Genomic DNA, 23,511 nt, shown 5'->3' with positions numbered 1-23,511 from the left:
GACGATGGACCGCAATCTGCGCATCCGCATGCTGCTCGAAGCCGGCGACAAAGTATCTCGGCCGCTGCGCGACATCGCCAGCGGCTCGGGCCGCGCCGCGCGCTCTCTGAAGGATACGCGCGACCAACTTGCCGCGCTCAACCGCGCCCAAGCGGACCTGGCGTCCTTCCGCACGCTCAAGAACGACTTGCGCGGTACCGAGCAGCAGCTCGGGCTGGCCCGCACCCGCGTGGCCGAGCTGGCCCGCCAGATGCAGGCAGCGGACAATCCCTCCCGCAAGCTCGCGCGCGACTTCGACGCGGCCAAGCGCGCCGCCGCTGCGCTCAAGACGCAGCATGAAGGCCAGAGCGCGGAGTTGCAGCGCCTGCGCGATCGTATGCGGGAGGCAGGCCTCGGCGCCGGGGGGCTCGTTCAGCACGAGCGCAACCTGCGTCAGGCCGTCGCCCGAACGAACGATCAGCTCGAAGAGCAAAGCCGCCGGCTGCAGCAGTCGAGCGACCGGGGACGCCGAATGGGCGCCGCCCGCGAGCGCTTCGGCGCGCTGCAGGGGACTGCTGCCGGCATGGCGGCGAGCGGCTTCTCCGCGATCGAGACGGGGCGCGCGATCGGCGCGCCGCTGGTCGGCGCCGTCGTTGCCGCACAGCAGTTCGAATCGGGCATGACCGACATCGCCCAGAAGGCGGACCTGACGCGCGCGCAGGCCGAAAAGATGGGCGAAGGGCTGCTCGTCGCCGCGCGCGCCGCGAACCAGCTGCCCGAGAGCCTGCAACAGGGTGTCGACGTGCTGAGCGGGTTCGGCCTCAATCCCGCCAAGGCAGCGCAGATGATCGCGCCGATCGGCCGCGCCGCGACCGCGTATAAGGCCGAGATCTCGGATCTCGCCGCCTCCAGCTTCGCCAATCTCGACAACCTCAAGGTGCCGATCGAGCAGACGGGCCGCGCGATCGACATCATGGCGCAGGCCGGCAAGGCCGGCGCCTTCGAGATGAAGGATATGGCGCAGTACTTCCCGACGCTCACCGCCGGCTATCAGGCGCTGGGGCAGCACGGCGTTGGCGCCGTCGCGGATCTGTCGGCCGCGCTCCAGATAGCGCGCAAGGGTGCGGGCGACGCCGCCAGCGCCGCGACCAACGTCCAGAACGTGCTACAGAAGATTAGCTCGCCGGCCACCGTGCGCGCCTTCGACAAGATGGGCGTCGATCTGCCGAACGCGCTGAAAAAGCTTTATGCCGAGGGCAAGACGCCGCTCGAAGCCATCGCGGAGCTGACCAACAAGACCCTCAAGGGCGACATGTCCAAGCTGGGCAATCTGTTCGAGGATGCCCAGGTGCAGCAGGGCCTGCGCCCGCTGATCGCCAACATGGAGGAATATCGCCGCATCCGCGCAGAGGCACTGTCGGCAGGTGGCACTACCGATCGCGATTTCGCCGAGCGCATGAAGGACTCGGCCGAGCAGACCAAGCGTCTGCAGGTGAGCGGTACCGCGCTGGCCGCGACACTTGGCGCCAAGCTGCTGCCGACCGTCAACGCGGTGCTCGATCGCGCCAACGTGTTCACCGATCGCGTCACCAAATGGACGGCCGCTAATCCCGGCCTTGCCCGGTCGCTTGCGGTAGGCGCCGCCGCCTTCGCAGCACTGTTCCTTGTCCTAGGCGGCGGTGCGATCCTGATCGCCGGCCTGGTCGCGCCCTTTGCGGCACTGTCTGCCACGGCAACCCTGCTCGGCGTGGGGATGCTGCCGCTGATCGGCATCGTCGGGGGCGTGGTGCTCGGCGTCGTCGCGCTCGGTGCGGCGGCCTATGCGATCTATGCAAATTGGGGTGGGATCAGCACTTGGTTTGCCGGGCTGTGGGAGGGGATCAAGTCCGCGACCTGGGCAGCGATCCAGTTCGTCGGCCGCGTGCTGCTCAACTTCACGCCCCAGGGCCTGATGGTACAGGGGTTCATGGCGCTGCTCGCGTGGATGCAGGGGCCGCTGGGGCAACGGATGATCACTGCCGGCGGCGATATCGTGCGCGGCATCATCACCGGCATTGTTGGCATGCTAGGACGGCTCAAGGAAACGATCGTCGGCGCTGCCTCGGCTGCCGCGAGCTGGTTCAAGAGCAAGCTCGGCATCCACTCCCCCTCGCGCGTGTTCGCGTCGTTCGGCGGGTTCATGATGCAGGGGCTCGATCAGGGGCTCGCACGTGATCAGAATCGTCCGGTCGACCGTATCGACCGGCTGACAGGCCAGCTCAGCGCCGCGATGGCGCGCGGGCAGGATAGCACCATGGGCCGCCTGGCCGGCGCCATCGCCACCGGCACCGCCGCGCTGGCGGTCGGATCGGCCGCGGCGAGCCCGGCGGCGCCGCGCGGCGCCGCTGCGCCCGTGCCATCGGTCACCATCACCATCGGCGCCGGCGCCATCGTCATCCAGCAGCAGCCCGGCCAATCGGACACCGATCTTGCTCGCGAGATTCGTGCCCAGCTTGAGCAGTTGCTCCGATCGGGCGTCGGCGCCGGCCGCCGCACGTCCATGGCGGACCGCCCCGATGGAGACGATCAATGAAGCTCTTGAGCCTCGGCATGTTCGTCTTCTCGATCGATACGCTCGCCTATGACGAGCTGCAGCGGAAGCGCGCCTGGCGTTTCGCCACGAACGGGCGCGTCGGCACCAAGGACGCGATCCAGTTCACCGGCGCCGACCTGGAACAGGTGACGCTCTCGGGCAGCACCCATATCGACCTGGCCGATGGGCGGGTCTCCCTCGATCAGCTGATCGACATGGCCGGCGAGGGCGAGGATTGGCCGCTGGTCGACGGTCGGGGAAACGTGCTCGGCAACTTCGTGATCACCGCCATCGACGAGCGCCAGCGCCACTTCCTGCCCGATGGCCAGCCGCGCCAGATCGATTTCGGCATCGACCTGCTCGAAGCGCCGGATGCCGGCCAATGACGCCGACACCCGACTTCCGCATCACGCTCGACGGCAAGGATCTGTCACCCAAGATCCGCCCCCGGCTGATCAGCCTGCGGATTACCGAGAAGCGCGGCGGCGATGCCGACCAGCTCGACGTGGTGCTCGACGATAGCGATGGGCGCCTTGCCCTGCCGCCCGAAGGCGCGGTGCTCACGGTCGCCCTCGGCTGGAAGGCCGGCGACGGCGTCGCGATCGGCCTGGTCGACAAGGGCCGTTTCAAGGTGGACGAGGTGGAGCACTCCGGGCCTCCGGATACAGTGACGATCCGGGCCAGCGCGGCGGACTTCGCGAGCGCGCTGACCACGCGGCGCGAACAGAGCTGGCACGGCACCACCCTCGGCGCGATCGTTCAGGCAGTCGCCGGCAGGCATAAGCTACAGGCGCGCTGCGCGCCCGCTCTGGCGTCGGTCGCAGTAAAGGCGGCCTCGCAGGAGCGGGAAAGCGATATCGCGCTGCTACGCCGCCTGGGGCGGGAGCATGATGCCGTCGCAACCATCAAGGCCGGCTCCCTGATCTTCGCGCCGATCGGCGCCGGCATCACGGCCACAGGCAAGGCGCTCCCCGGCGTCATCATTCGCCGTCGTGACGGCGATCGGCACAGCTACCGCGTCGAGAAGCGCGAAGCGGCGGGCAAGGTGGTCGCGGAATGGCACGACCGCAAAGGCGCGCGGAAGAAGAAGGTGACCGCCGGGAGCGGCGAAGGAACGGAGCGGAAGCTGGCTCGCGTCTATGCGAGCGAAGCCGAAGCCAACCGCGCTGCTGCTGCCGAAGCGAAGCGCGCCGGCCGCGCGCCGCGCAGCCTGGATTTGGCCCTTGCCTTCGGCCGCGCCGATCTGTCGCCCGAACAACCGGTCACGGCGCAGGGGTTCAAGGCAGATATCGACGCGCAGCGATGGCTGATATCCGAGGTCGACCACCAGCTGAACGGTCGCGGCGGCTATACCACGGGCATTAAGCTTGAGCTTCGAGGCTAAACTCGCCGCCCAATGAAGCTGATGCGACCAACGATGTTCACTTCCTCAACAGATGCTTCATCAGGCGGCACCCGATCATTGTCCGATAGGATCATGACCTTTTCGCCCCTGATCCGCAGGCGCTTGATCATACCAACTTCACCAATGGTGAAAGCCCACAGTGCGTCTTGCTCGCGCACAACGCGCTGAGAGCGGTCGATCAACACCAGATCGCTATCGTTGATCGTGGGAGCCATCGAATCCCCTCGCCCGCGCGCAAAGGTGAGAAGAACCGGCGGTGTATGCGTGATCGTCTCGATGAAGCCACGAGGGAAAAGTCTGATCGCCTCCTCGACCCCGACGTCCATGAAGGTACCGCCCATGCCATACTCAAGATCGATCGACGCGATCGGAACGAGGTCGAGCTGCTCAGCCATCTCTTCCTTGCTGAGCACAGCGGGCATCAGTGTCTCTGGATCATCGGTCTCGCCACTCAGGAATTGCACCGATGTGCCAAGCGCCGAGGCGATCTTGTGAAGGTGGGCAGAGCTGCGCGACTCCCCGCGAATCAACGCGCTTACTGTGCTCTGTCGAAGGCCGACGCGGCGTGCCAGCTCCGACTGCGAAAGCTTAGCCGCCTGCAGGCGATCCGCGATCCGTTCCCCTACGCTCATAGGAACATCGTCTAACGATACGACGTTAGATGCCCACATCGTTTTTCCTCTTGCATGTCTAACGTCATGCCGTTAGTCGGCAGATATGTCGTTAGAAACGAACCAAGACACGCCGCTTGCCAAGGCTGTTCGGACCGCAGGTTCTCAATCCGCGTTCGGTCGCTGGATTAACCGCCGGCAGTCGACGGTGTACGGCTGGCTCAAGGAAAATAAGCCACTTCCCGCCGAGCATGTGCTGGAAGTTGAACGCTTGAGCGGCGTCTCTCGCCACGAGCTTCGTCCTGACATCTACCCACAAGATAACCCCTCAGCGGCTAACGGAACCCCTGTAGCGTCCGTAGCTCCCACGCCGATCGCCGTCTCGTGCGAACGTAACGCCATTTTGCCGATAGGTCGGGCGCATGACTGAGCTTTCGTCTCACAACGTTCGTACGCTCGGCCATCTCGTCGCAGCGCTCGTGGACCTTCAAACGAAGGGCGCAGAGCTGCAGAAGGAGCCGATCGGCATCGCAAATATCGACAACGCCGCAGGCTGGACCGTTGCGCTCGAGAAAAACGAGCTCGGTCTGTTCGAAGTCCGGTTTTCGAGGCCGCAACGTGGCTAATCTCGCACCGAATAACCCCACGGGTCGCACCTGGGGCCCGGCCACCACCATCGTAACGTGCTCCCGCGATGGTGGTGGCCACCTTAACCGTATCGAGGTGCGACAATGACGAAGCAGCGCATCCCCGGCACCTGGGCACACGCAGCCTTCACCATCGGCGAACGGATTGGTGCCAAGCGCGCCGCTGCGGCCGCCCAGGTCGGCGAACGAACCTTCTACAACTGGGCCGATCCGGATCTGGAGACGACGCCGACCCTGACGCAGGCATTCGCCCTCGACTTGGCGTTCGCAGACGCAGGGGGCGAGGAGCTTCCGTTTCTCGCAGTCTATCAAGCGGCGAGCGCGTGTCGTGCGATCGTGGTCGAGCCGTGCTGTCTCGCCTTGGTCGACGAGATCGCGGAGACCGCCAAGGAATTTGGCGAAGCCGTCGAACATTCGCTCGCTGCCGCCCGCCCTACCGCATCGCGAAGCCAAGTGCTCCGCGCCATGACGGAAGCGGTGGAGCTGCAGCAGGCCACCAAAAATATCGTGCGCCGCCTAGGCGCCATCATTCGCCGTGGCGCGGGGCCACGACTTCAAGCGGGGGTTCCTCATGAGGGCCAAACGAAGCCTACATTTTGCGTGTCCGGAGTGCAAAAGTCCGGTCACCTGCCGGACAAGCGAGCAAGTGACGCACACCGTGCGCGAGGCGCGGATGCTTTGCGACAATGACGAATGCGGGTGCGCCTTCGTCGTTCAGATCATCGCGGTTCGATTCGTTGTGCGCGGCATGACGCCCAATCCCGCCCTGCACTTGCCGGTGGGCAAATGGCGAGAGCCTGCAAACGACGACGTGCCGCCAACTCCGGCCAATGACGACAAGGTCGCTGACGAACTTGTGAGCGGCTGACGCCCGCCGGCACCCGCCGGCTGAATCAAACCCCCGAATGCCCCGCCCGAAGCACCCCGCTTTCGGGAACGCCCCCCGCTTGCCTGCGAAAGATCACACCTCCCGATGCGCGACGATTTGCTCAAGGACGTCCTGGCCAACCTGAAGCGAGATTTTGGCTTCAAGGAAAAGGGCGCCTGGCTGCAGGAAGGCCGGTGCGAGCAGTGTGGCAAGAAAGAAGCCTATGCGCGCGCTGACAACCCCTGGGTGGTGAAGTGCGGCCGCCAGAACAGGTGCGGCGCCGACACCCACGTCAAGGATCTCTATCCCGAGCTCTTCGAAAACTGGTCGAACCGGCATAAGCAGAGCCGCGAGGAGCCGAATGCCGCGGCCGATGCGTACCTGCTACACGCTCGCGGCTTCGACCTCGCGCCCCTGCGCGGCGCCTTCGCGCAGGAATGGTATCGCGATCAGGACCTCGGCCTCACCAGCGCCACGGTGCGCTTTCCGCTGCCCGGTGCCGGCTATTGGGAGCGGTTGATCGATCAGCCCAGCCGCTTCGGGAAGAAGAAGGCGCGGTTCAGCGTAGGATCGAGCTGGCGCGGCAACTGCTGGCTCTACCCGAAGCACGACATGCAGGGTCTCGCCCGCGCGGGCGAGGTTTGGATCACCGAGGGCATCTTCGACGCGATCGCGCTGATCCAGAAGGGCAAGCTGCACGCCGTCTCGGCGATGTCCTGCAACGTCTATCCCGAGCACTTCCTTGCCGAGCTGCGGCGCGTGTGCGGCGAGATGAACATCCCCACGCCGAAGCTGATCTGGGCCTTCGATGTCGGCGCGGCTGGCGTGAAGTTTACCCGCAAATTCGTCGAGCAGGCGCGCAAGGATGGCTGGCGCTGCGGCGCCGCCCAGGTGCGTCCTGACGGCGAAGGGGAAAAGCGCGATTGGAACGATCTGGGCCAGCTCGACAAGCTAGAGCCGGGTGACCTCGACGAATATCGCTGGAATGGCGAGATCACGATCGCGGCGACTGCCGGGGCGAAAGCGCTGCTCGTTTATGAGCGCAAGAGGCTCGAGTCTTTCCCGCTCACCTTCGGCGGCAAGCAGCTCTGGGCGAACTTTTCGATCGAGCGGATTCAGGGCGAGCTGCAGTCGCTGCTCGAAAGCCAGGATCCGGAATTCGCCGACTTCGCGGCGCTCCCGTTCGACGATCAGTGGAACAAGGCCGCCGAGCGCGCTGTCGCGATCGAAGAGCTGGCAAACTGCACCTTCCGCACTCTCTATTTTCAGCGCGATCCCAACCTTGAAGAGGGCGCCTACTTCCTTCGCGTCTCCTTCCCCAACGGGCAGCAGCTGAAAGCCACCTTCACCGGCGCCGCGTGCTCCGGATCGGGCGACTTCAAGAAGCGCCTGGCGAGCGTCGCCCCCGGCGCGCAGTGGACCGGCAATCAGTATCAGATCGACAAGCTGATGCAGCAGCAGTGGACGAACATCCGCGTCGTCGATGCGATCCAGTTCACCGGCTATTCGATCGACCACGAGGCTTGGATTTTCGGCGACGTCGCCGTCCACAAGGGCCGCGTCTATCAGCCGAACGACGAGGATTTCTTCGTGCTCGGCAAGCGATCGGTGAAGCTGCGCACCTCTGAGCGCATGCTGCGAATCGACTACGATGCCGACAAGCTCGACCTGAGCTGGCTGGAGCCGCTGCACACAGCCTACGGGCCAAAGGGCGTCGTCTCCCTCGCCTTCTGGTGCCTGGCGCTGTTCGCCGACCATATTCGCCGCGAGCAGGACAGCCTGGGCTTCCTAGAAATGACCGGCGAGCCGGGCACCGGCAAGACGACGCTGCTGGAATTCCTCTGGAAACTGCTCGGCCGCGTCAATTACGAAGGCTTCGACCCAACCAAGGCGACCAGCGCCGGCATCGCGCGCACGCTGGGCCAGGTGGGCAACCTGCCGGTGGTGCTCATCGAGGGCGACCGCAATCAGGATACGCCCCACAGCAAGCGCTTCGAGTGGGACGAGCTAAAAACCGCCTATAACGGCCGCGCGGTACGCACCCGCGCAATCGCGAATGGCGGCATGGAAACCTTCGAGCCGCCGTTCCGCGGCGCCGTGGTGATCGCCCAGAACGCGCCCGTGGAAGCCTCGCCTGCTCTGCGCGAGCGCATCATGGGCATGCACTTCGACAAGTCGCTCTTCTCGGCCGCCGGCAAGCGGGCGGGCGAGGCACTGTCGCGCGCGGACGTGGAAACGCTCTCCGGGTTCGTCGTGCATGTGGTGAAGGCCGAGGAGGCGATCCTCGCCGAATACCGCAAGGCGTTCGCCAAGCGCGAGACTGCGCTCGCAATGATCGAGGGCGTGCGCAACGGCCGCCTGGTCAAGAACCATGCCCAGATCGCGGCGATGCTCGACGCGATGGCGGCGACGCTGCTCAAGCCGCTGCCCTCGCGCGTCGTGGGCGAGGCGCACGACCTGATCGGCCAGATGCTGCTGGAGCGGCAACGCTCGGTCGAAACCGATCACCCGAGCGTCGAGCTGTTCTGGGAGCGCTTCGACCACATCGAGAGCCTGGAAGATCCGCGCACCGAGCGGCCGATTGATCACAGCCTCAATCCCGAGCTGATCGCCATCAACCTTCCGCAATTCGAGACGCGGTGCGCCGACCTGCGCCTGCAGCTCCCCTGCCTGATCACCGAGCTGAAACGGCTCCTCAAGGGCTCGAAAGCCCGCCGTTTCGTCGACGTGAAGTCCGTCAAATCGAAGACCGGCAAAACCGTGACCTGCTGGGTCTTCGCCAACCCTCCCGAACGTCAACAAGCCAAAGCGAAGGAGCACTTTTGATGCTGCTGCCCAACACGCACGTCCCCGGCACCCGCAAGGCGCCGACCCGCATGACTGCCGCCCTCTACCTGGAGCTGCGCCGCAGGGCGGCGGGCCTCACCCGCTACGATCTGGCCCGCCGCCTCAGCCAGGCGCGTGCCTTCCCGCTCGATCGCGCCGCCGCGCTGCGGCTGATCGAGCAGCTGGAGCGCCCCGGCACGAGCGCCAAGCACCGCGAAGTGATCGCGGCGATCGCCAAGATCATCCCGCTCGACGTCGCGACCTATGACCAGCTCGCGAACGATCCGGTAGGCCGCCACCCCACTGTCTGCATGCGCTGCGGCTGCACCGCGGACAAGCCCTGCACCGGCACCGCCGGCGTCTGCACGCTGGAGCGCGGCACCTGCACCCGCTGTCAGAGCGGCGCGGCGCAGTGAGCACCTTTCGCCGCGTCCTCGGCTGCAACTGCGCCACCTGCCAGCCCAAGGCCAGCCCGGCCGCACGGCTGATCCTCAACCTTCCCGGCGGCCTCGTCGTCGGGTTCGTGATCACCTGTCTCGCAAGGATCTACCTGTGACCACCATGACCATGCGCCAGGAGCGCGCTGGCGACGGCTCGCTGCGCCACGTGCCCACCCCGTTCGTGCCCGCCGCCGGCAAGGGAAAAAAGGCGACCAAGCCCGCAGACCCGATCAAGGCAAATCCCGACGCATCGGCACAGCAGCTCAGGCAGCTACTTGAGCGCATAGAGCGTCTTGAGGAGGAAAAGGCCGGAATCGCAGGCGACATAAACGATGTCTACGCCGAGGCGAAATCGACCGGCTTTGACGTCAAGACCATGCGCACGATCGTCAAATTGCGGCGCATGGATAAGCACCACCGTGAGGAAGCGGCGGCCTTCCTCGAAACTTACACTTCGGCGCTCGGGCTGTGACGGTGATGGATAAGCGCACCGTCCGCGCGATCACGCGCGAGATCTCCACTCTTGCCCTCATTGTGGCAGTGTTCCTGGTCGCGCTTGCCCAGCATCGGCCTGCGACGGCTTGCTACAACGCTCAGGCGGAGGTTAGCCAATGATCCGCTTCAATCGCCAACGCGCCTATGCAGGTGCCCGCGCCGCCGCCACCGCCCTGCTGTCGATCGGCGTCATGTTCGCGCTGTTCATCATGGCAATCGCAACAGTCGCAGGGGAGCGGCGCCGATGAAGCGCCGCCGTTCTTCCCCGACCGCGCCGTTGTGCGACGTCATCGGCTGCGGCCGTGCCGGTGTCGATAGCTTCGACGGTTCGTCTGCCTCGCGATTTGCAGAGACGCTTCCGGCTCTGGAGCGCGCGCGCCAGCAGATCGACCTCGAAGGATACCTCGCACGGAGGGCGGCCTAATGCCTATCAGCCCGGAAAATCGCGTGCGCTATCCAGCGGATTGGCCGGTCACCAGCCTGCGTATCCGGAAGGAACGAGCCGGCGATCGGTGCGAGTGCCAGGGGGAATGTGGGCACCCGCATGACGGTCGCTGCCCCGAGGTGAACGCCGCCCTGCATAGCGTCACCGGCTCAACGGTGGTGCTCACCGTCGCGCACCTCGACCACCAGCCCGAGAACTGCGCGGAGGAGAACCTCCGCGCCATGTGCCAGCGTTGCCACCTCGGCTACGACCGCGATTACCACGCATTCAACGTCCGACAGACGATGTCCCGCCGGCGGCTGCAGGCCGCCGGCAACCTTGAACTGTTTGGCGGCGACTTGGGCACCCCGACTCTGCCGGCGCTCCCGGAGGTACTCGCGCCGCCCGCCCCCGCCTCGGCCAATTGGCCATTCGGCGAGCTGCGCCCAGGCGGCTATGGTGTGATCTATGCAGACCCGCCTTGGCGCTTTGCAAACTTCTCGGCCAAGGGCAAGGCCAAGAACCCGCTGGCACATTACCCGTGCATGTCGATCGCGGATCTAGCCCGCATGCCCGTCGCGCGGCTCGCCGCGCCCGATTGCGCGCTGATCATGTGGGCGACGGCGCCGCTGCTCGACCGCGCGATCGAGCTGCTGCGAGCATGGGGCTTCACCTTCAAGAGCGCCGGTGCCTGGGCGAAGCGCACGTCGACCGACCGCACCTGGGCGTTCGGCACCGGCTATGTCCTCCGTTCGGCGGCCGAGTTCTATCTCGTCGGCACGATCGGCAAGCCCCGCGTCCAGTCGCGCCGCGTGCGCAACCTGCTCGTCGCGCCCGTACGTGAGCACAGCCGCAAGCCCGACAGCATGATTGCCGACGTCGAAGCGCTCTACGCCGGCCCCTATGTCGAGTTGTTCGCCCGCCAGCGCCGGCCAGGCTGGGATTGCTGGGGCAACGACGTCGATCTGTTTCCGGAGCTGGCACAATGACGACAGCTCAGGAGGAATTTTCAGCGCCAGAGGCGGTGAACGAGTGGGCGTCTGCCTTGGTGGCTAAGTGGGCAGGAAACACGCATGCAATTCACAAGCGGCCGCCTTTTCGAGCCCATAGCTTCGATGCAGATCACCGCTATTGGGTGGTCGGCAGCTCATTCGTGTCAGTGCTCCATGGCTGGCACGGTAGCGAGGCGACTGCAGCGGCGCTCGCGGATCTGCTGAACGCCGCCGACGAGGCGCGCATCAACATGCACCGATTCGCCGAATCGGAGACCATCGGGCATGGATGAGCTTCCTATCAGCGTCTTGCTCAAGCGGGTGCGGCGTGCCGCCCGCCTGGGCGAGCGCCTGCACCTCGACACGGAGCATGCGCGGGCGTTGATGGACCCGCGCGTGTACGCGGTGCTGTGTGAGATAGAATCAGAGGAATTCAGGGCGGAATGGCAGAGAGTAGACGAAGCGGTGCAGGTTCCCGCAAGGCCAAGGCCGGCGAAGCCCAGCGCTTCGAGCTCGGACCGTTCTGGCTTTGGTACCGGCGCGACCGCGACGACTGGAATATCTGTTGGCTCGACGGACGTGTCACTCGGCGCGCATCGACGGGTGTCGGCGGTGTCGGCGGAAATCCGCCGGAAGAAGCGAAACTCGCCCTCGTAGACCATTGGACGGCATGGAAGGCGCGGGCCGAGGCCATCATGCCAACGGGCCCGCGCGGCCCGCAAGAGGTGCTGCTCGCAGATCTAACCGCGGCTTGGCTTGAAGAGCATGTCGCGCACCTCGAAAGCCCCGAGCGCTACCTCGATAGCGTCGATCGCCTCGAAGCGTTCTGGACTGAGCTGCGCGCGCAGCAGTTGCTGCCGGAGCCGTTCACGGTGGCCAGCGTGTCGAACGCGCTGGTCGACGCTTTCATTGCTTGGCGCAACGGCCAGGGCGTTTCGGCACCCACGATCTCGCGCGACCTGGCGGCGCTCCGTGGCCCGATCAACTGGGCAGTGAAGCCGGAGATCAACCGGCTTTCGAGCGCGCCAAAAATCAAGGATGTGAAGGGCCGCAAGAAGCCGAAGGAGCTGGAGTGGAGCCCTGAGCAGGTCGCCGCACTGCTCGACGCGGCGAGGGCCGCGCCCGAGCGCGATCACGTGTTCCTGTTTATCATGATCATGCTGAGCACCCATGGGCGCGCCGAGGCGACGCTGGAGCTGGACGCGGCGCAGATCCGGCGCGGCATGATCCACTTTCTTCGCCCAGGTGAAGAGCAGACCCGCAAGCGGCGCCCGATCGTGCCGATCAGCCCCACACTCGCGCCGTGGCTGGAGGGCGCCACCGGCAAGATCATCCGGTATCGCGTGCCCACGTCGCAGAAGACCCGCGCTGCCGGTGGCCCTGACCACTACGAGCGTCCGACGAGCGACATCGGCAACGCCTTCGAGGGCGTGCTGCTCGCCGCGCACACGGCGCGGCCTGATCTAGGGTTTGCACAGCAGGCGCGCGACGAGGCAGGCGAACTGGTGTGGCTTCCGCCCCGCCGCAAGCTAGGCGAGACACGGCCCAGACCTAAGATGCGCGGCATCGGTACGCCTAACACCCTGCGCCACACCATCCACACCTGGCACAAGCGCTACGGCGTGCCCGACGCGCAGATCGACGCCGCCGCCGGTCACAGCGAAGAGGGCACCGGCGCGAACTACACGCACCTTCGCCCCGAGTATCTGCGGGAATTTATTGCCTCCACTGAGGCGTTCTGGGCGGCTGTCGAAGAGCATACCAGCGCCCATCTGCTCTATCCGCGAGAAGTAAACGTTGAGTCCATCGCCGCCATGAGATGCAGGCGATGATACTTCGGATCGCTTCTGAAATGCCCTCTCAACGTTTTTTGCGAGTAGATTTCCGAATCTGAGCCCGAGTTTGCCCGATTGCATCGAACCGCTCAAGAACCTCCGCCCAATGAGGGCTAAATGCAACTCGGACTGCCCATTCCGGAACGCGCGCCATCTTGGCGATCGTTGCAGAGGATATTTCGTCTGCATCGTACTTGGGGCGGAAATCATCGATCGCGTCACGCGGCAGCATGATCGCAATAGCCATAAGCAGGCCGGTATTATCGTTGAGAGCGGGCAACCCTACAGCAGCTTCAACGGGCAGGATTATGTCCTCAACAAGCTGCTCAACTTCATCTTTGGTTTGAGCTGTCTCGAATTTATTGTCGAGGAGGTGAAGCAATTCCTTGCACACGACGAGCCGGGCCTCGTCTTCCGGAAGGTGCTTGTTAAATCCGATTTTGCCAACGAGGTGAGTGTTGAGGGAGTTTTTGGGACGCCATTCGTATACCCAACAAATCCCGCGCAGCACACTTGGATCGAGATCCAGTGGATGGATATCAATCTGCGCAACTACACCAGAATCTTTGATGTGAGCTTCAACGTCGGCGATTTTGACCGGCAGCGACGTGTGACAGCTAAAGTGATTGAAGATATCCATAGCGGCGGTGCCTAGCACCGCCACTAGAGGATTTCTAGAGTGGCAGCCTCACTGCCACCAGGCTTTACAGCGCGGCTACAAGATCCTTGGCTTCGCGCTCACGGATGCCATAATCCAGCGCTTCGGCGGCAGAGACCGGCTCAGAGAGGCCGGTCACAATCTGCTCAATCCCATCGGTGGCAGCACGACACAGGTCGGCCACGGACAGATTGGCGGATTCGCCCCGGAAAAACTTTATGTTGCGGTGCACTCTCTCGGAATTTCCAAAGAGAGCATGCATAAACCGGCTCATTTCGGTCACTTTCGCTCTCCAGCCTCCACACAGTTCAAAACGCGAGCTAGCCCGCATAGTTGCATTATAGGAGGCAACCGCAGGCTACGGTACAGTCGACGTCAACACCTCACTGTATGGACGTCACTACACCGTTGATTCGCGACTACCACGTACATCACGAACTCGCAACGCTGGCGTTGACGACACCGTCAACACCCTTTCGCGATATGGTACGTCCGCAACGACGTACAAATGCTAATTGCGCAACTACGCTGCGTACAACGCAAGCGCGCACCTATCGAAACTGCAACCCGTTGCAACGCGTAAAGAGCCGCGAGAGCTAACCGCCGCGATACCATCGCGATACCACGATGCCAGTGCAGCCCATGACGACCTGCAGGGAGCAAGAAAAAAAGCTAATTAAGTCAGCTAGAAGGCGGTGGTGGAGCTGAGGGGAATCGAACCCCTGACCTCTGCAGTGCGATTGCAGCGCTCTCCCATCTGAGCTACAGCCCCGCCGCCTTGTCCCGGGCTGGCCCGGGAGGCGCTCCCCTTAGCGAGCCGAAACGGGCGATGCAACCAGCTTGTGGCGACTTCCAGCTGCTTTCGTATCGCCGACGACGAAGCGCCTGTGACGCAGGTTAAATTCCGGGAACCCATCCGCCCCTCTGCTCGCTTGGACGGAGCGTGACGGCAAGCATGCCGCAGCCGCCGAAATCTCAGCAGGAGAGATACGATGGACGACCGCAACAATCGCTACGGCCCCTATGGCCCCACCGGCTACAACGACAGTGGCACCCCCGGCGACTATGGCCGTGATTATGGCTCCGGCCGCGATTACACCTATAGCAGCGCACGCGATTATGCCGCCGCCGGCGAGCTTGGCCGCGGGCGCGATCGCAGCCAGCGCGACAACTGGAACCGCGGGCGCAGCCAGGATCGCTCGCGCTATGGCGCGCAGGGCTATGGCCAGCGCACCCAGGAGCGCGGCGGCTGGGACGGCGGCTGGGACGGCGGCGACAATGACTGGAGCGACACCGGTTCGCGCAGCTACAGCAACTATGGTGGCTATTCGGCTCAGGATCGTGACCGCGATTATGGCCAGCGCAACTATGGCAACAGCGACTGGGGCAACCGCGACTCCTTCGCGCGCAGCTATGGTCAGCAGGACCAGGATCGTTCGCGCTATGATCGCCAGGATCAGGGCCGCAGTGCTTATGGTTATGACCGCAACCGCGGCGAAGACCTCCGCGGCTATGATCGCGATCGCGGCTTTTTCGATCGCGCCGGCGACGAAGTCCGCTCGTGGTTTGGCGACGAGGAAGCGGAACGCCGCCGCCGCCAGGACCAGCGCTATGACGAGCAGCAGGGTCGCACCGAAGGCCATTCGGACAATCATTATGGCGAATGGCGCCGCAGCCGGATCCAGGAATTCGACCGCGACTATGACGAATATCGGAAGGAAAACGCCCAGCGTTTCCACAACGAGTTCGATACCTTCCGTACCGAGCGCACCGGCCAGCGCGACGCGCTCCGCCGCGTGACCGAGCACATGGAAGTGCTGGGTTCGGATGGCAGCCATGTCGGCACGGTGGACAAGGTTCGCGGTGACCGCATCATCCTGACCAAGAACGACACCGATGCCGAAGGTCGCCACCACTCGATCCCGTCGCGCTGGATCCAGACGGTCGACGACAAGGTGACGCTGCGCAAGACCGCGGATGAAGCCAAGAGCCATTGGCGCGACGAAGAGCAGTCGGGCGCGATGTTTGGCGAGGACAAGTCCAAGTCGACCGCGACGACCACCGATCAGACCACCACGGGCGACCGGTCGCAGGACTGGAGCACGACGGGTAATCTGAATTCGAGCTTCAAGGGCACCTACTAAGGTCCGCTGAAGCAGAATGAGGGGCCGTCCGGCAATCCGGGCGGCCCCTTCTTTATCCGATCACAGGTCGACGCGGTCCGCGTGCATCACCTTGGTCCACGCCTTGCCGAACGCCTCGACGAACGCCGCCTCGGCATCGTCGGTGGCATAGGCCTCTGCCAGCGCGCGCAGCTGCGCGTTGGAGCCGAAGATGAGATCGACGCGGGTGCCGATCCACTTGCTCTCGCCGGTCTTGCGATCGGTCGCGACGAAGCTGCCGTCGCCCTGCGCTGCCCATTTCGCGGTGAAGCTGGTGGTCAGCAGGTTGCGGAAGAAGTCGTTGGTCAGTGTTTCCGGGCGATCGGTGAACACCCCGTGTTTGGCATCGCCATGGTTAGCGCCGAGCATGCGCAGGCCGCCGACCAGCACGGTCATCTCGGGTGCGCTGAGCGTCAACAGCGCGGCGCGGTCGACCAGCAGTTCCTCTTCCGACCAGCCCATGGTGTCGCCCACATAGTTGCGGAAACCGTCCACCCTGGGTTCGAGCGCTTCGAAGCTGTGCGCGTCGGTCTGTTCCTCGCTCGCATCTGTACGCCCGGGGACGAAGGGCAGCGACAGATCATGTCCCGCCTTCTTCGCCGCCGCTTCCACCGCCGCGGTGCCGCCGAGCACGATCAGGTCGGCGAGCGACACCTTCTTGCCGCCGGTCTGGCCTGCGTTAAACTTCGCCTGGATGCCCTCCAACACGCCGAGCGCCGTGGCGAGTTCGGCCGGCTCGTTCACCGCCCAATCCTTTTGCGGCGCGAGGCGGATGCGTGCACCATTGGCGCCACCGCGCTTGTCGGTGCCGCGATAGGTGCTGGCCGAGGCCCAGGCGGTCTTCACCAGCCGCGCGATCGACAGGCCCGCACCGAGGATCTCGGTCTTGAGCGCCGCGATATCGGTCGCATCGATCAGCGGGTGGTCTACCGCCGGTACCGGGTCCTGCCAAAGCCGCGGCTCGGCCGGCACTTCGGGCCCGAGCAGCTTGGCGTGCGGCCCGCTGTCGCGGTGGGTCAGCTTGTACCAGGCCTCGGCAAAGGCATGGGCGAAGGCATCCGGATTCTCGTAGAAGTGCCGCGAGATCGCGCCATAGACGGGATCGAAGCGCAGCGCGAGGTCGGTGGTCAGCATCGTCCGGCGATGCTTCTTCGACGGGTCATGCGCGTCCGGGATCACCTCGCCCGCATCCTTCGCCACCCATTGGTGCGCGCCCGCCGGGCTCTTGGTGAGCTCATATTCATAGTCGAACAGGTTCTTGAAGAAACCCATGCCCCACTGCGTCGGTGTCTCGGTCCAGGTGACTTCCAGGCCGCTGGTGATCGTGTCGCCGGCATTGCCCGTGCCATAGCTGTTGGCCCAGCCGAGCGCCTGCATCTCGATCCCCGCGCCTTCCGGCTCCGGGCCGATATACTGGCTCGGGTCCGCGGCGCCGTGCGTCTTGCCGAAGGTGTGGCCGCCGGCGATCAGCGCAACGGTCTCCTCGTCGTTCATCGCCATGCGCGCGAAGGTCTCGCGGATATCGTGCGCGGCGAGCAGCGGATCGGGGTTGCCGTCCGGCCCTTCCGGATTGACGTAGATGAGACCCATCTGCACCGCCGCCAGGGGGTTCGACAGGTCACGCTCACCCGAATAGCGGCCGCCTGGCTTGTCGCTGGTCTGCAGCCATTCGCGCTCGGGACCCCAGTTGATGTCGCGCTCCGGCTCCCAGATATCGGCGCGGCCGCCGCCGAAACCGGCGGTCTTGAAGCCCATCGATTCCAGCGCGCAATTGCCGGTGAGGATCAGGAGGTCCGCCCAGGACAGCGCTCGGCCGTATTTCTGCTTGATCGGCCAGAGCAGCATGCGCGCCTTGTCGAGATTGGCGTTGTCCGGCCAGGAGTTGAGCGGCGCGAAACGCTGCGTGCCTGAGCCTGCACCACCACGGCCATCGCCGATGCGATAGGTGCCAGCACTGTGCCAGGCCATGCGGATGAACAGCGGGCCATAATGGCCGAAGTCCGCGGGCCACCAATCCTGCGAGTCGGTCATCAGCGCGAAGATGTCGGCCTTCACCGCGGCCAGATCGAGCTTGTGGAATTCGGCGGCATAGTCGAACTCGGCGCCCATCGGATCACCGGCGGGCGGGTTCTGGTGGAGCACGGTCAGGTCGAGCTGGTTGGGCCACCAGGTCCGGTTCGTCATGTCGAACAGGACGGCGTTACCCTCCATCTTGCCACCATGCATCGGGCATTGGGATTCGGCGTTCATTCGGGCTCTCCTTCGGGTTCGGGCCATGGTCTACGCAAAGCCTCGCACGGCCGGAGCGATCGATGAAATGGATTAGTCCGGGCACACTGATCGATCCCGCCGCTGATGTCAGTATATCCGAACGGATAGGGGTCTTCCACGTGGTGCAGACGAAACGATGTTGCGTGATCGCGGTTACGGACTTGGCTGGTTTGCCCGCCTGAAGCGGTTACACTCGCAACCAACCGCAGAATACAGAACCGGAGAGCTGCACATGACCGACGCCACCGAAGCCGATCTGACCGGCGGCACCCCCCGTCCCCGCCCCGAAGGCGAGGTCGAGACAATCGGCGGCCGCAAGCTCAAGCCAGCGACGATGATGATGGGGCACGGCTATGATCCGATGCTGTCGGAAGGCGCGCTGAAGCCGCCGATCTTCCTCACCTCTACCTTCGTCTTCCCCAATGCCGCGGCGGGCAAGCGCCACTTCGAGGGCGTGACCGGCAAGCGGCCAGGCGGGGCCGAGGGCCTGGTCTATTCGCGCTTCAATGGTCCGAACCAGGAGATCTTGGAAGACCGTCTTGCCATCTGGGAAGAGGCTGAGGACGCGCTCGCCTTTTCGTCGGGCATGTCGGCGATCGCCACCTTGTTCCTGTCGATGGTCAAGCCGGGCGACACGATCGTCCATTCGGGTCCGCTCTATGCAGCGACAGAGACGCTGATCTCGCGCATCCTGGGCCGGTTCGGTGTCCAGTGGCTCGACTTCCCGGCGGGCGCCACGCGCGAGGAAATCGACGCGGTGCTTACAAAGGCGTCGACCGGCAATGTCGCGCTGATCTATCTGGAGAGCCCGGCCAACCCGACCAACGCGCTGGTCGACGTGGAAGCAGTCGCCGCCAGCCGCGACGCGATCTTCACGGGCGACACCAAGCCGCCAATCGCGATTGACAATACCTTCCTCGGCCCGCTCTGGGCGCAGCCGCTGCGGCAGGGCGCGGATATCGTCGTATACTCGCTGACTAAATATGCGGGCGGCCATTCGGACCTGGTCGCGGGCGGCGTGCTCGGCACCAAGGCACACATCAACACGATCCGGCTGATGCGCAACACGATCGGCACGATCTGTGATCCCAACACTGCGTGGATGCTGCTCCGCTCGCTGGAGACGCTGGAGCTCCGCATGAGCCGCGCGGGCGAGAATGCCGCCAAGGTATGCGAATTCCTCGCGAGCCATCCCAAGGTGGAGAAGGTCGGCTATCTCGGCTTCCTGGAGCGCGGCGAAGACAAGCGTCAGGCCGATATCTACCGTCGCCATTGCACCGGCGCAGGTTCGACCTTCTCGCTCTACCTCAAGGGCGGCGAGAAGGAAGCGTTCGCCTTCCTCGACGCGCTCAAGATCGCCAAGCTGGCGGTGAGCCTGGGCGGCACCGAGACGCTTGCTTCGCATCCGGCGGGGATGACGCATTTGTCGGTCGCCGAGGACCGCAAGCAGGCGCTGGGGATCACCGACAATCTCGTCCGCATCTCGATCGGCGTCGAGGATGCCGACGACCTGATCGCCGACTTCGAAAATGCGCTGAAGGCGGTGTGATCCTCACGCTCCCCTCCCGCTCGCGGGAGGGGAGCGCTTCTACTTCAGCGTCCGCGCCGCTTGCTCGACCAGATCCGCCATCTGCTGCTGATCCTTCAGCGAAGGATGGAAGTTGCAGGCGGTGAATTCCAGCGGCGGCACGGCCACCGGCGTCGTGCCCGTCGCCGCCGCGACCGCGCGTACGTCCGCGATAAAGGCCGGCGCCCCCATCAACAGGAATCGCGCACTTGGGTTCGCCGCCTGCAACTGGCGCACAAACGCGACATATTTGGCGTGATAGTCGGCGTGCAGCGCCGCCGCGTCCTTCCACGCCTCACCGGCATGGACGGGGGTCGAGAAGTCGTTGGTGCCCAGGTTGATCACGATCAGCTGCGGCTTCCAGCCATCCCGCACTGCGGGCGCCGCCTCGCCGGGGATGGCGCGTGGGTAGAGCACCGGCAGCGTCTCGCCCGGGCTGCCGCCCGCATAGTTGCGCACCACCCCCCGGCCCGAAAAGGCGATCACGCGATACTCGTCATCCCATTTCTTGGCGAGCAGCGGGCCGAAGGCCAGCTGGGTGTTGGTCGTGTCGTGAACCTTCTCCGGGGTGCAATCGCGCGTGGTCGCGGTGTCGCCATAGCCGACGCTGTGCGAGTCCCCGATGAACTCCACCTGGCGCGCATGTACCGGCGGTGCGAGCGGTGTGCCGTTGGTCGTGACGCCGATCATCCGGCTATAGCCGCGCTGCGTTTCGGTCAGCTTTTCGACCCGGATGACGTGCTCGCCGTCTGCCAGTCCGTCGAAGCGGCGCTGCACCTTGCCCGGCTTCTCCAGCACCGCGCGCTCGACCCCGTCGATCAGCACGGCGAGAAGATCGGTATCGGCCTCGACCGAGACCGTCACCGCGGTTCCCTTGAACCGTCCCTCGAAATAGACGCCGGGCCAGCCGAAGCGGCCATCGGCGGTCACCCGGCCGCCAGCATGCAGCGGTACGGACGTTTCGGCAGGCGCGAGCATCAGCGCGGCGACAAGGGCAAGGCGAAGCATGGTGCCTGCCTAGCAACCCGCTCGCGCCGCGTCAGCCCCAGAGCCGCTCGCGATAGGCCTCGAAGCAGCGTGCGCCGCAACGCAGGCGGATCAGCGCGCCTTCGGCCATTGCGGTTGCACGGCGCGGATCCTCTTCCACGGCAGGGCGGATCGCCTCACGATTCCAGTCTTCGCTATGCTTGATGTCGAGCACCGCGTGCAGCGTGAAGTAGCGCGCTTCCTTGGGGCTCAGGCCGACGCGCTTCAGCCCTTCGGCGGTCGCGGCGGAGCGGCCCGGCGCGGTCAGCTCGATTACGCCCAGCGCGCCCACCGAATGCCAGGCATAGCGACGGCTGCTCGCCATCGCGGTCATCGCATTGGCGAGGCACAGGCTTTCCCACACGGTATTCTCGATCACGGGCGTCACGGCCAGCGTCTCGACCAGCGCGTCAAGCATCGGGCCGTGCATGCCCTTCTCGGTGCCGTGACCCATCTCGTCCCAGTAGTTGCGGGCGAGTTCGAGCTTGGGGCGCGTCGGCAGCTTGACCTGCGTCATCGCAACGAGATCGTCGAACCCCGCCTCGCCAGCGGCTTCCTGCTCGAAGAACCATCGAAGCTCGTCTCGGTCTGCCATGTCGGCGAGCCAGGGGAACAGTGGATCGCCCTGCCCCGGTCCGGTCGCTTTCAGCCCCTCGAACCAGTCGATGAAGCCGTCCACATCGGTCGGCGCCTCGGCAGCCTCCTCGACGATTTCGGCGCGCAGCTCTTCGAGAAAGGCGCCCTGCAGCCGCTCCATGCGGACGTCGCGCTCGAAACGGCGCTGCCAGTCGTCGGACGGGAAGCCCGGTTCCAGACGCTCCCGGTTCCAGTGGGCGAGGCCACGCTGAAAACTGTCGGTCAAAAACTGCGAGCGGATGCGTGGCGCGAAATCGCGCGCGAGCGTTGCCATGGGAAAGTCTCTCCTGCTTGGCCGCCTTAACCCGTGGCCGACAAGGGGAGTTCCGGGCGATTCAACCAGATCAATCACTTGGCAGTCGCTGATCTGTCATGTTCGAGCGGAAGAAGGTCGCAACCAGGCCTTGCCCATTGCGCATGCACCGGGTGCATCCACCCCTACCAAGTAGGTAATTGCAACAATTGCACGCGGCTCGGTAGGTCTGCATCGCCGCCAAAGATGCAGTTCGGAGAGGATCCATGTCGCGTATCGCCCATCCCGGACTTGCCGCCAAGGTCACCACCGCCAACCACGCCGCCTCGTTCATCGCCGATGGCATGACGGTGGGGATGAGCGGCTTCACCGGCTCCGGTTATCCCAAGGCGGTGCCGATCGCGCTCGCCGCGCAGATCGAGGCGGAGCACGCCGCCGGCAAGCCGATGCGGCTCAAGGTATGGACCGGCGCCTCGACCGGCCCGGAACTGGACGGCGCGCTCGCCCGCGTCGACGGCATCGCCGCCCGGCTGCCCTACAATTCGGACCCGATCGCCCGCGAGAAGATCAACGCCGGCGAGATGGACTATGTCGACCTCCATCTCAGCCAGGTCGCACCGCTCGCCTGGGAGGGGTTCCTCGGACAGCTCGACGTCGCGGTGATCGAGGTTGCCGGCATCCGCGAAGACGGATCGCTGATCCCCTCCTCCTCGGTGGGCAATAACAAGACCTGGCTCGATGTCGCCAAGCGCGTGATCCTGGAGGTCAACAGCTGGCAGAACCCCGCGCTGGAGGGGATGCACGACATCTATTACGGCACCGCGCTGCCGCCCAACCGCGTGCCGATCCCGCTCACCGCGCCCGACCAGCGCATCGGCCAGCCGACGCTGCGCTGCGATCCGCACAAGGTGATCGCGGTGGTCGAGACCAACGCCCCCGATCGCAACCTGCCCTTCGCTGCACCCGATGCCAGCGCGATCGCCATCGCCCAGCATCTGATCGAGTTCTTCCGCCACGAAGTCGGCAAGGGCCGCCTGCCGCCCTCGCTGCTGCCGCTGCAATCGGGAGTGGGCAACATCGCCAATGCGGTGCTCACAGGCCTCCTGACCGCGCCGTTCGAGAACCTCACGGCCTATACCGAGGTGCTGCAGGACGGGATGCTCGACCTGCTGGCGGCGGGCAAGCTGCGCATGGCAAGCTGCACCGCCTTCTCGCTGAGCCCCGGCGCTGCCGAGCGACTCAATCAGGATCTCGACCATTTCCGCGATCGCATCCTGCTGCGCTCGCAGGAGATCAGCAACCATCCCGAGGTGGTGCGGCGGCTCGGCTGCCTGGCGATGAACGGGATGATCGAGGCCGATATCTACGGCAACGTCAACTCCACCCACATCATGGGCTCGCGCATCCAGAACGGCATCGGCGGATCGGGCGACTTCGCGCGCAACGCCTATATTTCGATCTTCATGTCGCCCTCCACCGCCAAGGGCGGGTCGATCTCGTCGATCGTGCCGCACGTCTCCCACGTTGATCACATCGCGCAGGACGTACAGATCGTGGTGACCGAACAGGGCCTGGCCGATCTTCGCGGGCTGGCGCCGCGCAAGCGCGCCGAGCAGGTGATCGAGCGCTGCGCCCATCCGACCTACAAGCCGATGCTGCGCGACTATTACGAGCGTGCGCTGGCCGGCAGCTATGGCAAGCAGACCCCGATGCTGCCGGGCGAAGCACTCGCCTGGCATCAGCGCTTCCTCGATACGGGATCGATGCGGTAGAATTCCCTAACGGCACTTCCACGAGCAGCAACATGCACCCCACCACGCTATCGCGGTGGGAAATCGCGGCGA

The 23,511-nt window shown here is 65.0% G+C and carries 25 protein-coding genes and 1 tRNA gene; 19 read left to right on the top strand and 7 right to left on the bottom strand.

What is annotated here, in order from left to right; all coding sequences use genetic code 11:
- Positions 1 to 4 precede the first annotated feature (4 nt).
- The 3 genes from RT655_RS18375 to RT655_RS18365 are packed head-to-tail and all read left to right on the top strand — an operon-like array spanning position 5 to position 3,935.
- The gene (locus RT655_RS18375; protein WP_313539731.1) at positions 5 to 2,551 is read left to right on the top strand and encodes a phage tail tape measure protein; all 2,547 of its coding nucleotides are present in this window, start codon (positions 5 to 7) and stop codon (positions 2,549 to 2,551) included.
- Positions 2,548 to 2,937, top strand: coding sequence for a phage tail protein (locus tag RT655_RS18370; RefSeq protein WP_313539728.1), 390 nt, complete (start codon positions 2,548 to 2,550; stop codon positions 2,935 to 2,937). Before RT655_RS18375 ends, RT655_RS18370 begins: the two co-directional genes overlap by 4 nt.
- Positions 2,934 to 3,935, top strand: coding sequence for a contractile injection system protein, VgrG/Pvc8 family (locus RT655_RS18365; protein ID WP_313539725.1), 1,002 nt, complete (start codon positions 2,934 to 2,936; stop codon positions 3,933 to 3,935). The genes RT655_RS18370 and RT655_RS18365 overlap by 4 nt, the downstream gene beginning before the upstream one ends.
- On the opposite strand, the gene RT655_RS18360 is transcribed toward RT655_RS18365, so the two are convergent.
- The gene (locus RT655_RS18360) at positions 3,932 to 4,588 is read right to left on the bottom strand and encodes a S24 family peptidase (RefSeq protein WP_313539722.1); all 657 of its coding nucleotides are present in this window, start codon (positions 4,586 to 4,588) and stop codon (positions 3,932 to 3,934) included. The two genes, RT655_RS18365 and RT655_RS18360, sit on opposite strands and share 4 nt — an antisense overlap.
- Before the next feature lie 85 nt (positions 4,589 to 4,673).
- Between RT655_RS18360 and RT655_RS18355 the strand changes: the two genes are divergently transcribed.
- The 13 genes from RT655_RS18355 (at position 4,674) to RT655_RS18295 (ending at position 13,091) form a co-directional block, all read left to right on the top strand.
- Positions 4,674 to 4,997 (top strand): YdaS family helix-turn-helix protein, encoded by a 324-nt coding sequence (locus tag RT655_RS18355; protein WP_313539719.1) that lies wholly within the window; start codon positions 4,674 to 4,676, stop codon positions 4,995 to 4,997.
- Positions 4,990 to 5,193, top strand: coding sequence for a hypothetical protein (locus RT655_RS18350; protein WP_313539716.1), 204 nt, complete (start codon positions 4,990 to 4,992; stop codon positions 5,191 to 5,193). Before RT655_RS18355 ends, RT655_RS18350 begins: the two co-directional genes overlap by 8 nt.
- A gap of 105 nt (positions 5,194 to 5,298) precedes the next feature.
- On the top strand, positions 5,299 to 5,904 hold the full coding sequence (locus RT655_RS18345) for a hypothetical protein (protein WP_313539714.1): 606 nt from the start codon (positions 5,299 to 5,301) through the stop codon (positions 5,902 to 5,904).
- Complete coding sequence (locus RT655_RS18340; RefSeq protein ID WP_313539711.1) at positions 5,861 to 6,082, top strand: hypothetical protein; 222 nt, start codon at positions 5,861 to 5,863, stop codon at positions 6,080 to 6,082. Before RT655_RS18345 ends, RT655_RS18340 begins: the two co-directional genes overlap by 44 nt.
- Positions 6,083 to 6,187: 105 nt before the next feature.
- Positions 6,188 to 8,908: a toprim domain-containing protein gene (locus RT655_RS18335; RefSeq protein ID WP_313539708.1), complete on the top strand. Its 2,721-nt coding sequence runs from the start codon at positions 6,188 to 6,190 to the stop codon at positions 8,906 to 8,908.
- A complete protein-coding gene (locus tag RT655_RS18330; protein WP_313539705.1) occupies positions 8,908 to 9,324 on the top strand; it encodes a hypothetical protein in 417 nt (138 codons plus the stop codon). Before RT655_RS18335 ends, RT655_RS18330 begins: the two co-directional genes overlap by 1 nt.
- On the top strand, positions 9,321 to 9,464 hold the full coding sequence (locus RT655_RS18325) for a hypothetical protein (protein ID WP_313539702.1): 144 nt from the start codon (positions 9,321 to 9,323) through the stop codon (positions 9,462 to 9,464). Before RT655_RS18330 ends, RT655_RS18325 begins: the two co-directional genes overlap by 4 nt.
- 113 nt (positions 9,465 to 9,577) lie before the next feature.
- On the top strand, positions 9,578 to 9,820 hold the full coding sequence (locus RT655_RS18320) for a DUF2312 domain-containing protein (protein WP_313539808.1): 243 nt from the start codon (positions 9,578 to 9,580) through the stop codon (positions 9,818 to 9,820).
- 139 nt (positions 9,821 to 9,959) lie between these two features.
- The gene (locus tag RT655_RS18315) at positions 9,960 to 10,091 is read left to right on the top strand and encodes a hypothetical protein (protein WP_313539699.1); all 132 of its coding nucleotides are present in this window, start codon (positions 9,960 to 9,962) and stop codon (positions 10,089 to 10,091) included.
- Positions 10,088 to 10,267, top strand: a complete 180-nt coding sequence (locus RT655_RS18310; protein ID WP_313539696.1) for a hypothetical protein — start codon at positions 10,088 to 10,090, stop codon at positions 10,265 to 10,267. The genes RT655_RS18315 and RT655_RS18310 overlap by 4 nt, the downstream gene beginning before the upstream one ends.
- Positions 10,268 to 10,407: 140 nt before the next feature.
- The gene (locus RT655_RS18305; protein WP_313539694.1) at positions 10,408 to 11,256 is read left to right on the top strand and encodes an MT-A70 family methyltransferase; all 849 of its coding nucleotides are present in this window, start codon (positions 10,408 to 10,410) and stop codon (positions 11,254 to 11,256) included.
- Positions 11,253 to 11,552 carry a hypothetical protein gene (locus RT655_RS18300; RefSeq protein WP_313539691.1) on the top strand — a complete coding sequence of 100 codons (300 nt, stop codon included), beginning with the start codon at positions 11,253 to 11,255 and terminating at the stop codon, positions 11,550 to 11,552. Before RT655_RS18305 ends, RT655_RS18300 begins: the two co-directional genes overlap by 4 nt.
- Before the next feature lie 150 nt (positions 11,553 to 11,702).
- Positions 11,703 to 13,091 carry a tyrosine-type recombinase/integrase gene (locus tag RT655_RS18295; protein ID WP_313539688.1) on the top strand — a complete coding sequence of 463 codons (1,389 nt, stop codon included), beginning with the start codon at positions 11,703 to 11,705 and terminating at the stop codon, positions 13,089 to 13,091.
- Positions 13,092 to 13,119: 28 nt separating this feature from the next.
- Here the strand turns inward: RT655_RS18295 and RT655_RS18290 are convergent, their stop codons facing one another.
- The 3 genes from RT655_RS18290 to RT655_RS18280 all read right to left on the bottom strand — a co-directional run bounded on the left by RT655_RS18290 (position 13,120) and on the right by RT655_RS18280 (position 14,524).
- A complete protein-coding gene (locus RT655_RS18290) occupies positions 13,120 to 13,734 on the bottom strand; it encodes a hypothetical protein (RefSeq protein WP_313539685.1) in 615 nt (204 codons plus the stop codon).
- 64 nt (positions 13,735 to 13,798) lie between these two features.
- Positions 13,799 to 14,035, bottom strand: a complete 237-nt coding sequence (locus tag RT655_RS18285) for a hypothetical protein (RefSeq protein WP_313539682.1) — start codon at positions 14,033 to 14,035, stop codon at positions 13,799 to 13,801.
- 413 nt (positions 14,036 to 14,448) lie between these two features.
- A tRNA-Ala gene (locus tag RT655_RS18280) sits at positions 14,449 to 14,524 on the bottom strand.
- Positions 14,525 to 14,744: 220 nt separating this feature from the next.
- Here RT655_RS18280 and RT655_RS18275 point away from each other — a divergent pair.
- Positions 14,745 to 15,896, top strand: coding sequence for a DUF2171 domain-containing protein (locus RT655_RS18275; RefSeq protein ID WP_313539680.1), 1,152 nt, complete (start codon positions 14,745 to 14,747; stop codon positions 15,894 to 15,896).
- Positions 15,897 to 15,956: 60 nt separating this feature from the next.
- On the opposite strand, the gene katG is transcribed toward RT655_RS18275, so the two are convergent.
- Positions 15,957 to 18,164 (bottom strand): catalase/peroxidase HPI, encoded by a 2,208-nt coding sequence (gene katG / locus RT655_RS18270; RefSeq protein ID WP_313539677.1) that lies wholly within the window; start codon positions 18,162 to 18,164, stop codon positions 15,957 to 15,959.
- Between the two features lie 253 nt (positions 18,165 to 18,417).
- On the opposite strand from katG, the gene RT655_RS18265 reads away from it, so the two are divergent.
- Complete coding sequence (locus RT655_RS18265) at positions 18,418 to 19,734, top strand: cystathionine gamma-synthase family protein (protein WP_313539674.1); 1,317 nt, start codon at positions 18,418 to 18,420, stop codon at positions 19,732 to 19,734.
- A gap of 39 nt (positions 19,735 to 19,773) precedes the next feature.
- On the opposite strand, the gene RT655_RS18260 is transcribed toward RT655_RS18265, so the two are convergent.
- Positions 19,774 to 20,760: a GDSL-type esterase/lipase family protein gene (locus RT655_RS18260; protein WP_313539671.1), complete on the bottom strand. Its 987-nt coding sequence runs from the start codon at positions 20,758 to 20,760 to the stop codon at positions 19,774 to 19,776.
- A gap of 31 nt (positions 20,761 to 20,791) precedes the next feature.
- The gene (locus RT655_RS18255) at positions 20,792 to 21,688 is read right to left on the bottom strand and encodes an iron-containing redox enzyme family protein (protein ID WP_313539669.1); all 897 of its coding nucleotides are present in this window, start codon (positions 21,686 to 21,688) and stop codon (positions 20,792 to 20,794) included.
- Between the two features lie 245 nt (positions 21,689 to 21,933).
- Between RT655_RS18255 and RT655_RS18250 the strand changes: the two genes are divergently transcribed.
- The gene (locus RT655_RS18250; protein ID WP_313539666.1) at positions 21,934 to 23,439 is read left to right on the top strand and encodes an acetyl-CoA hydrolase/transferase family protein; all 1,506 of its coding nucleotides are present in this window, start codon (positions 21,934 to 21,936) and stop codon (positions 23,437 to 23,439) included.
- Positions 23,440 to 23,511 lie beyond the last annotated feature (72 nt).

The organism is Sphingomonas sp., from assembly GCF_032114135.1.
Taxonomy (GTDB): Bacteria; Pseudomonadota; Alphaproteobacteria; order Sphingomonadales; family Sphingomonadaceae; genus Sphingomonas.
This window is presented reverse-complemented; position numbering and strand designations above follow the sequence as displayed.

What these genes read in the sequence shown, in the direction of transcription:
- RT655_RS18375 (WP_313539731.1), top strand. Translation starts at nt 5, where the DNA reads ATGGACCGCAATCTGCGCATCCGCATGCTGCTCGAAGCCGGCGACAAA.
- RT655_RS18370 (WP_313539728.1), top strand. Translation starts at nt 2,548, where the DNA reads ATGAAGCTCTTGAGCCTCGGCATGTTCGTCTTCTCGATCGATACGCTC.
- RT655_RS18365 (WP_313539725.1), top strand. Translation starts at nt 2,934, where the DNA reads ATGACGCCGACACCCGACTTCCGCATCACGCTCGACGGCAAGGATCTG.
- RT655_RS18360 (WP_313539722.1), bottom strand. Translation starts at nt 4,588, where the DNA reads ATGAGCGTAGGGGAACGGATCGCGGATCGCCTGCAGGCGGCTAAGCTT.
- RT655_RS18355 (WP_313539719.1), top strand. Translation starts at nt 4,674, where the DNA reads ATGTCGTTAGAAACGAACCAAGACACGCCGCTTGCCAAGGCTGTTCGG.
- RT655_RS18350 (WP_313539716.1), top strand. Translation starts at nt 4,990, where the DNA reads ATGACTGAGCTTTCGTCTCACAACGTTCGTACGCTCGGCCATCTCGTC.
- RT655_RS18345 (WP_313539714.1), top strand. Translation starts at nt 5,299, where the DNA reads ATGACGAAGCAGCGCATCCCCGGCACCTGGGCACACGCAGCCTTCACC.
- RT655_RS18335 (WP_313539708.1), top strand. Translation starts at nt 6,188, where the DNA reads ATGCGCGACGATTTGCTCAAGGACGTCCTGGCCAACCTGAAGCGAGAT.
- RT655_RS18330 (WP_313539705.1), top strand. Translation starts at nt 8,908, where the DNA reads ATGCTGCTGCCCAACACGCACGTCCCCGGCACCCGCAAGGCGCCGACC.
- RT655_RS18315 (WP_313539699.1), top strand. Translation starts at nt 9,960, where the DNA reads ATGATCCGCTTCAATCGCCAACGCGCCTATGCAGGTGCCCGCGCCGCC.
- RT655_RS18310 (WP_313539696.1), top strand. Translation starts at nt 10,088, where the DNA reads ATGAAGCGCCGCCGTTCTTCCCCGACCGCGCCGTTGTGCGACGTCATC.
- RT655_RS18300 (WP_313539691.1), top strand. Translation starts at nt 11,253, where the DNA reads ATGACGACAGCTCAGGAGGAATTTTCAGCGCCAGAGGCGGTGAACGAG.
- RT655_RS18295 (WP_313539688.1), top strand. Translation starts at nt 11,703, where the DNA reads ATGGCAGAGAGTAGACGAAGCGGTGCAGGTTCCCGCAAGGCCAAGGCC.
- RT655_RS18290 (WP_313539685.1), bottom strand. Translation starts at nt 13,734, where the DNA reads ATGGATATCTTCAATCACTTTAGCTGTCACACGTCGCTGCCGGTCAAA.
- RT655_RS18275 (WP_313539680.1), top strand. Translation starts at nt 14,745, where the DNA reads ATGGACGACCGCAACAATCGCTACGGCCCCTATGGCCCCACCGGCTAC.
- katG (WP_313539677.1), bottom strand. Translation starts at nt 18,164, where the DNA reads ATGAACGCCGAATCCCAATGCCCGATGCATGGTGGCAAGATGGAGGGT.
- RT655_RS18265 (WP_313539674.1), top strand. Translation starts at nt 18,418, where the DNA reads ATGACCGACGCCACCGAAGCCGATCTGACCGGCGGCACCCCCCGTCCC.
- RT655_RS18260 (WP_313539671.1), bottom strand. Translation starts at nt 20,760, where the DNA reads ATGCTTCGCCTTGCCCTTGTCGCCGCGCTGATGCTCGCGCCTGCCGAA.
- RT655_RS18255 (WP_313539669.1), bottom strand. Translation starts at nt 21,688, where the DNA reads ATGGCAACGCTCGCGCGCGATTTCGCGCCACGCATCCGCTCGCAGTTT.
- RT655_RS18250 (WP_313539666.1), top strand. Translation starts at nt 21,934, where the DNA reads ATGTCGCGTATCGCCCATCCCGGACTTGCCGCCAAGGTCACCACCGCC.